General features: G+C 75.2%; 9 protein-coding genes. 8 read left to right on the forward strand and 1 reads right to left on the reverse strand.

The features are described from left to right. The first annotated feature begins 80 nt into the window (after window positions 1–80). The 4 genes from PYV61_RS02680 to PYV61_RS02695 all read left to right on the forward strand — a co-directional run bounded on the left by PYV61_RS02680 (window position 81) and on the right by PYV61_RS02695 (window position 2,228). Window positions 81–491, forward strand: coding sequence for a DUF1622 domain-containing protein (locus PYV61_RS02680; protein ID WP_275828043.1), 411 nt, complete (start codon window positions 81–83; stop codon window positions 489–491). Window positions 492–623: 132 nt separating this feature from the next. Then, window positions 624–965, forward strand: a complete 342-nt coding sequence (locus PYV61_RS02685; RefSeq protein WP_345785199.1) for a helix-hairpin-helix domain-containing protein — start codon at window positions 624–626, stop codon at window positions 963–965. A 147-nt stretch (window positions 966–1,112) separates the two neighbouring features. Further along, complete coding sequence (locus PYV61_RS02690; RefSeq protein ID WP_275828047.1) at window positions 1,113–1,556, forward strand: carboxypeptidase-like regulatory domain-containing protein; 444 nt, start codon at window positions 1,113–1,115, stop codon at window positions 1,554–1,556. 132 nt (window positions 1,557–1,688) lie between these two features. Next, window positions 1,689–2,228, forward strand: a complete 540-nt coding sequence (locus PYV61_RS02695) for a hypothetical protein (protein WP_275828049.1) — start codon at window positions 1,689–1,691, stop codon at window positions 2,226–2,228. A 67-nt stretch (window positions 2,229–2,295) separates the two neighbouring features. Here the strand turns inward: PYV61_RS02695 and PYV61_RS02700 are convergent, their stop codons facing one another. Further along, window positions 2,296–2,868 carry a hypothetical protein gene (locus tag PYV61_RS02700; RefSeq protein WP_275828051.1) on the reverse strand — a complete coding sequence of 191 codons (573 nt, stop codon included), beginning with the start codon at window positions 2,866–2,868 and terminating at the stop codon, window positions 2,296–2,298. A 63-nt stretch (window positions 2,869–2,931) separates the two neighbouring features. Between PYV61_RS02700 and PYV61_RS02705 the strand changes: the two genes are divergently transcribed. From PYV61_RS02705 to PYV61_RS02720, 4 genes are all read left to right on the forward strand, one after another. Further along, on the forward strand, window positions 2,932–3,486 hold the full coding sequence (locus tag PYV61_RS02705) for an alpha/beta hydrolase (RefSeq protein WP_275828053.1): 555 nt from the start codon (window positions 2,932–2,934) through the stop codon (window positions 3,484–3,486). A gap of 118 nt (window positions 3,487–3,604) precedes the next feature. After that, window positions 3,605–3,925 carry a hypothetical protein gene (locus PYV61_RS02710; RefSeq protein WP_275828055.1) on the forward strand — a complete coding sequence of 107 codons (321 nt, stop codon included), beginning with the start codon at window positions 3,605–3,607 and terminating at the stop codon, window positions 3,923–3,925. Window positions 3,926–3,994: 69 nt separating this feature from the next. After that, the gene (locus tag PYV61_RS02715; protein ID WP_275828057.1) at window positions 3,995–4,282 is read left to right on the forward strand and encodes a hypothetical protein; all 288 of its coding nucleotides are present in this window, start codon (window positions 3,995–3,997) and stop codon (window positions 4,280–4,282) included. 139 nt (window positions 4,283–4,421) lie between these two features. Continuing rightward, complete coding sequence (locus PYV61_RS02720; protein ID WP_275828060.1) at window positions 4,422–6,041, forward strand: ABC-F family ATP-binding cassette domain-containing protein; 1,620 nt, start codon at window positions 4,422–4,424, stop codon at window positions 6,039–6,041. The last annotated feature ends 240 nt before the right edge of the window (window positions 6,042–6,281 follow it).

The raw sequence follows: 6,281 nt of genomic DNA on the forward strand, positions 1-6,281 counted from the left end.
GGCCGCTCGCGCGCGCACCGCGCTTGCCGCGGCGCCTCGCCGGGCTGGCGCCCGTGGCGTCGGCCGCGCACGTTCCCGCCATGGACCGAGCCACCAGCGTCGCCCTCGCGGAGGCACTCGCGCGCGGCATCGAGCTGACCGGCATCGCCGTGATGGTGGCCGGCGGGCTGGCCGCGCTCGCGGCGTTCCTGGTGCGCCTCGCGAGGCGCCGACGGCAGCCCGGCGTCGGCTTCGAGCCGACGTACCGCGACCTCCGCGCGGACCTCGGTCGGGCGATCCTCCTCGGCCTCGAGTTCCTGGTGGCCGCCGACATCATCGGCACGGTGGCGGTCGCGCCCACCTTCGCGAACCTCGGGGTGCTCGCGCTCATCGTGGCGATCCGCACCTTCCTCAGCTTCTCGCTCGAGCTCGAGATCAGCGGCCGCTGGCCGTGGCAGCACGTGTCGCCCCCCGCGTCGCGCGGCGCGTCCGGTCCGGCCGGCGCGGCCTGACGAGGCGTCGCAGTCGGCGGCGCCGCGTGGGCATCAGGGCTACTCCTGCTCGGTTCTCGCGCCCACCTCGGCCTCCCTCGCGTACGCTCGGCTTCGTTCGCCGCAACTGAGCTCGGGCGCTCGCGAAACAAAATGGCTACCGTGACTGGCAAGCGTACGCACCGCGCGCCCGACGACCTCCAGACCATCCCCGGCGTGGGCCCGAGCCTCGCGCAGGATCTGCGCGAGCTCGGGATCGCGCACGTCGCCGACCTCCGCGGCCAGGACCCGGAGCAGCTCTACGCGCGCCTGATCGCCCAGCGCGGCGTGCACCAGGATCGCTGTGTGCTGTACGTCTTCCGCTGCGCCGTGTACTTCGCGGAGACGCCCCACCCGGAGCCGGACCGGCTGAAGTGGTGGCACTGGAAGGATCCGCAGCCCGCGGGGCCTCCCCGGCGACAGCGGAACGCGCCGTCCGACGTGCGCGCTCGCTGACGTGACGGTGCAGCGGACGGCGCCGCGCGGGCATCCTGGTCGCCCCTGCTCGGCACCCGTGCCCGCCTCCGCACCACCGCGCGCTCGGCTGCGAGCGCCGCAGCGGCACTCGGGCGTGAGCCGGCACCCATGACGTCGAGAACGCCCATGCGCTTGCACGGCGGTCGGGGACTCCGGAACGCCACGCTGGCGGGCGCGGTCGCGGTCGTGCTGGCCGGCTGCGGGAGCGCCACGGAGGCCGCGGGCCGAGTGGTCGGCCCGACCGGGCGCCCCGTCCCCGGCGCGCTGGTCCTCCTCCGGCGCGCGGGCCAGGCGCCGCGGGAGGCGCCGTTCGCCGAGCGGACCGACGCCGCCGGCGCGTTCCACGCCATCGTCTACGGCGGCTACTTCCCGCCCGACGCGGTGCTGTCGGTCTGCGCGCCGGGCTTCGCGCCGGCGGAGCGGCGCGTGCCGGGGGGGCGGCTGACGGCGGGCCTCGCGGTGGGGCTGCGGCCGGGGCGCGGCGCGGGGCCGCTGTGCGAGGTGCCGCCGGGCCTCGCGGTGGTCGAGCGCGGAGGCGCGGCGGCCGCGTCGACGCCACCGCCCCCGTAGCGCGGCGCCGGCCGACGAAGCGTTGCAGCCGACGACGCGGCCCACGCATCGTATGCCATGGACGCCTCCGCGCGGGCCGCTCCGCAGCGGCACTCGCACGTCAGCCGTACCTCGTCCCCGACCGGGAGCGCCATGCACCGCACCGTGCGCATCGCCAGCGTCACCCTCGGGCTCGTGCTCTTGGGGGCCGTGGCCGGCATGGCGGTCATCTTCGTCGCCTTCGTCGGGACGCTGTTCGCGGCCGTGGCCCGCAGCGGAAACTGGGCGACCCTCGTCCATGGGGCGTTCTCACCGGTGATCCTCGCGTTCTTGCTGCCCAAGGGGGCGCTCCTGGGAGCGCTCGTCGGGCCGCCGGTGGCGTGGGCGTTCCTGCGGCGCGTGCCGATCGGCGCGGTAGTCGTCGGATCGGCCGTCGGAGCGCTCGTCGGCGGTGTGGGAGGCGATCTGCTGTTGGCCGCGCTGTTCTGGGGCGGGCCGTCGCCGGTTCGGTACGGCGGGTTGTGGTGCGCGCTGGCAGGCGTGCTCCTGGCTGCGGTGGTGCTCCGGAGCCGCTTCCAGACCGGCGCTTCCTCGGCCCCGCTCCGACTGGCGGCCGACGAGGAGGTGCAGCTGACCGAAGGGCACCCCGCCCAGGCGGGGGCCGCGGCGTTCGTGGAGCGCGTCCACCGCTGAACCCGGGCGTCAGGCCGCGCCACGTCTGTCTGGACGGGGAGCACGGCACCCGGCGCGGTCGCAGCGATCATCGGTCGACACACATCCCGTCCACCGCGTCGAGCGCCTCATCACACCGGACCCTCTCGCCGCACACGCGATTCCGCGCCTCGCCAGCGCCGACGATCGAGGCGCGTTGCCCGCACGGGGCGGCCGCGGCACGCGCCACGTCGAGTACGAGATGACGACGGGCCAGCTCTTCGCCAGTTCGTTCGAGACCGGGCGCACGTTCGTCTTCGACGTCGGCGATGCGGGCCGCCCGCGACTGCTCGGCGCGTTCGGCGCGCTGGGCGCATACTCCCACCCGCACAGCTTCGCCTGCACGCCGAGCGGCACCGTGCTCGGCACGTTCCAGGGGTCGCGTCAGATCACCGTGCGGGTCGGCCGCTTCTGGATCCAGCCGGTCGGCACCACCGAAGCGGTCGTGGTGCTGGACGTCTCGCGACCGGATCGGACGAACGTTCCACATCGCAGCTTTCAACGCCCACGGGCTGGCGGAGCTCGACGTCACCGCCGCGCCCACGTACGACACGATCTGGGTCGAGCCCGCGTACCTGCGCCGCCGAACGACGCGTCGCGGCTGACCGACCGCGGCGAGCATCAGGGCGTGGGCCGGCGAGCCGCACCCGGGCGTCAGCCGTCACCCACCCATCCGCGACCGACCATGCGCGAAGTGCTGTTCGTTCAGGGCGGCGGCCCTGACGTCCATGCGCAGTGGGACGTCCACCTCGTCGAGAGCCTCCGACGCGCGCTCGGCGCGGCGTACGAGGTCCGCTACCCGCCCATGCCGGACGAGGAGGACCCGCGGCTGGACACGTGGGTCCCGGCGATCGCGCGGGAGCTCGCCCGGCTGCGGCCGGGCGCCGTCGTCGTCGGCCACTCGGTCGGCGGCACGGTGCTGCTCCACGCCCTCGCGGACGCGCCGCCCACGCTCGGCGCCATCGTCCTGCTCGCGGCGCCGTACATCGGCGAGGGCGGCTGGGAGAGCGAGGAGATCGCGCCGCTGGCCGACCTCGCCGCGCGGCTGCCGGCGGGGGTACCCGTCCTGCTGTACCACGGGGACGCCGACGCCGAGGTGCCGGTGGCGCACGTCGACCGCTACGCCGCCGCGCTCCCGGGGGCCCGCGTGCGCCGGCTGGCGGGCCGCGACCACCAGCTCGACGACGACCTGTCCGAGGTGGCGCGCGACCTCCGCGCGCTGTTCCCTTCGCGCGCGTGACGCGCACGGCGGCGGTGAGTTGGGCCGTGATAGCCTCGGCGGCGCCTCCGTCATCGTATCGTTCGCCCGCGGTCGTCGGATGGCGGCCGCCGTCCTCGCTCACCCGTTGCCGCCACCCATGGAGATCCTCGTCGCGACCTCCGCCGACTTCGCCCGTCTGAGCGGCGGACGGCCCGTGGCCAGCGGCGCCTGGGACGACGTCGTCCAGGCCCGCGCGCTCACCGCCGCGTCCGGGTTCGGCGTCGGGCTCGCCCTGCGCCTCCGCGGCGGGGGCGAGTTCGTGGCCCGCGACGACGCGCCCGGCTGGGACGAGTTCCTCGACGCCGCCGAGTCGGCACTGCCGGGCATGCAGCCGCGGGACGGCTGGCAGCGCGTGCTCGCCGAGGCGGCGGGCGGGCCGTCGGCCGTCGTGTTCGAGCGTGGTGCGCACGGGAGCTGACGTGACGCTGCCGCCGACGCCGGGGCGGTGCCGCGCGTCGGCGTGGCTCCGCGACTGACGTCGCGCGCCATGCCTCCGCTGCTGCGCACCGGTCTCCACGCCGCGGCGGGAGCCCTCCTCCTCGTCGGGACCATCGGAAGCCTCGTCTGCTTCGCCTGGTCGCTCCACGAGCCCCCGCCCGACTCGTCGCCGCGGTGGATCGAGATCGAGGGCGAGACGTATCCGGACTACGACGTGCGCGAGGACGAGCTGGGCGCGCGCCGGGCCCGGCTCCGGCGGCTGGGGTGGCGGATCGCGCTGGTGAGCGCGACGGTGTGTCTCGGGCTGCTCGCGTTCTCGCGGCTCGCGACGGCGTAGGCGGACCCCCGGGGTGCGGGAGACCGGTCGCCCGAACCGCCCGCGCGACGGGCGGCCGCGGCCGGCGCGGCGCCGAGTGCCTAGCTTTCGTGCGCCGGGCCCCTTCCGCGCCCAGGACTCTCGCTCCACCAGCCTTCGCGTGACTCTCCTCTCGCTCTCCAACGTCGGCGTCTCGTTCGGCGCGACGGAACTGTTCAAGAACGTCACCTTCACCGTCGCCGACGGCGAGCGGTGGGGGATCATCGGCCGCAACGGCGCCGGCAAGTCGTCGATCTTCAAGCTCATCACCGGCGAGCTCCAGCCGACCGCGGGCAGCGTCGCGCGCCGGCCGGGGCTGCGGCACGCCCTCCTCGACCAGCACCGCGCGTTCGAGGGCGCGACGACGGTGTGGGAGGCGGGGGCGGCGGCGTGGCGCGACGTGATCGCGCTCGAGAAGCGCATCGCCGAGCAGGCCATCGCGCTCGGCGAGCTCGGCGACCGCGTGACGGACGAGGTGCTCGAGCAGTTCGGGCGCGACCAGGAGCGCTTCGACGACCTCGGGGGGTACGTCTACCACGCGCGCGTCGACGCGGTGCTGCAGGGGCTGGGCTTCGACGCCGAGGAGTCCAAGACGCGCCCCGTGGCGTCGCTGTCGGGGGGAGAGCGCGGGCGCGTCGGCCTCGCGGCGCAGCTCATCGCGCCGGCCGACCTGCTGCTCCTCGACGAGCCCACGAACCACCTCGACCTCGACACGACGACCTGGCTGCAGGAGTGGCTCCGCGACGCCGACGAGACGGTCATCGTCGTCTCGCACGACCGCGCGTTCCTCGACGCCATCTGCACGCACATCCTCCACGTGGAGGGGCGCACGAGCGAGTGGTACCGCGGCAACTACAGCCAGTTCGTGCCGCAGCGCGCCGAGCGCCGGCTGACGCGCGACCGCGAGCGCGAGAGGCAGATCGCGTACGTGAAGAAGGAGGAGGAGTACATCCGCCGGAATCTCGCGGGCGTCAACTCGTTCCAGGCGAAGGGGAAGCGCAAGCGGCTCGAGCGCCTGCCGCGGCTCGCGCCGCCGCCCGGCGACCCGGCGGCGATGTCGCTCCACTTCGAGCCGGCGGAGCGCGGCGGCGACCAGGTCATCGCCATCGACGAGCTGTCGGTGGAGGTGCCCGGCCGCGTGCTCGTCGAGGACTTCACGGCCGTGCTGCGGCGCAACGACTTCGTCGCGCTCGTCGGGCCCAACGGCGCCGGCAAGTCGTCGTTCATCTCCACGATCATCGGGGAGCGCGCGCCGGCGGGCGGCGAGGCGCGGATCGGCGGGTCGATCACCCCCGCGTGGTTCCGCCAGGACCTCGGCGACCTCCCGCTGCGGAAGTCGCTCTACGACACGATCCAGGACCAGCGGCCGCTCTGGGGCCGGGGCCAGATCCAGAACTGCCTCGGCGCGTTCGGCTTCAGCGGCGACGAGGTGCAGCGCGAGATCGGCACGCTCAGCGGCGGCGAGCGGGCGCGCGTGGCGCTCGCGCTCATGACACTCGCGCACGCGAACCTGCTCATCCTCGACGAGCCCACCAATCACCTCGACGTCGAGAACATCGAGGCGCTCGAGGACGCGCTCGAGGAGTACGAGGGCACGGTCCTCCTCGTGAGCCACGACCGCGCCTTCCTGCGCGAGGTCGCCACGCGCGTCTGGGCGTTCGATGGCACGCACCTCCGCGACTTCGACGGCCCGTTCGTGGAGTGGGAGCAGGAGCGCGCGCGCCGCGCCGGAAAGCCGTAGGCCGGTCCGGCGGGCGTTCGTCGTCGTTCGCGGTGCCCGCGCGCGCGTGCGGGGCGCCGCGCAGCTCGGGTCGGGCGCCGGGTGGCCACCGTACGTGGGAGGCATCGCATGGCTTCTCTGCTGGAGATCGTCCGCGGCCCCGCCGCGCGCGTGGCGGCGACGCTCGACGCGCGCGCCCTCGCCGCGCGGCACCTCGACGCCGCGCCCGGCTCCGTCGCGGCGCTCGCCGCCCTCACCGAG

It is taken from the genome of Roseisolibacter sp. H3M3-2 (assembly GCF_029211165.1).
Taxonomy (GTDB): Bacteria; Gemmatimonadota; Gemmatimonadetes; order Gemmatimonadales; family Gemmatimonadaceae; genus Roseisolibacter.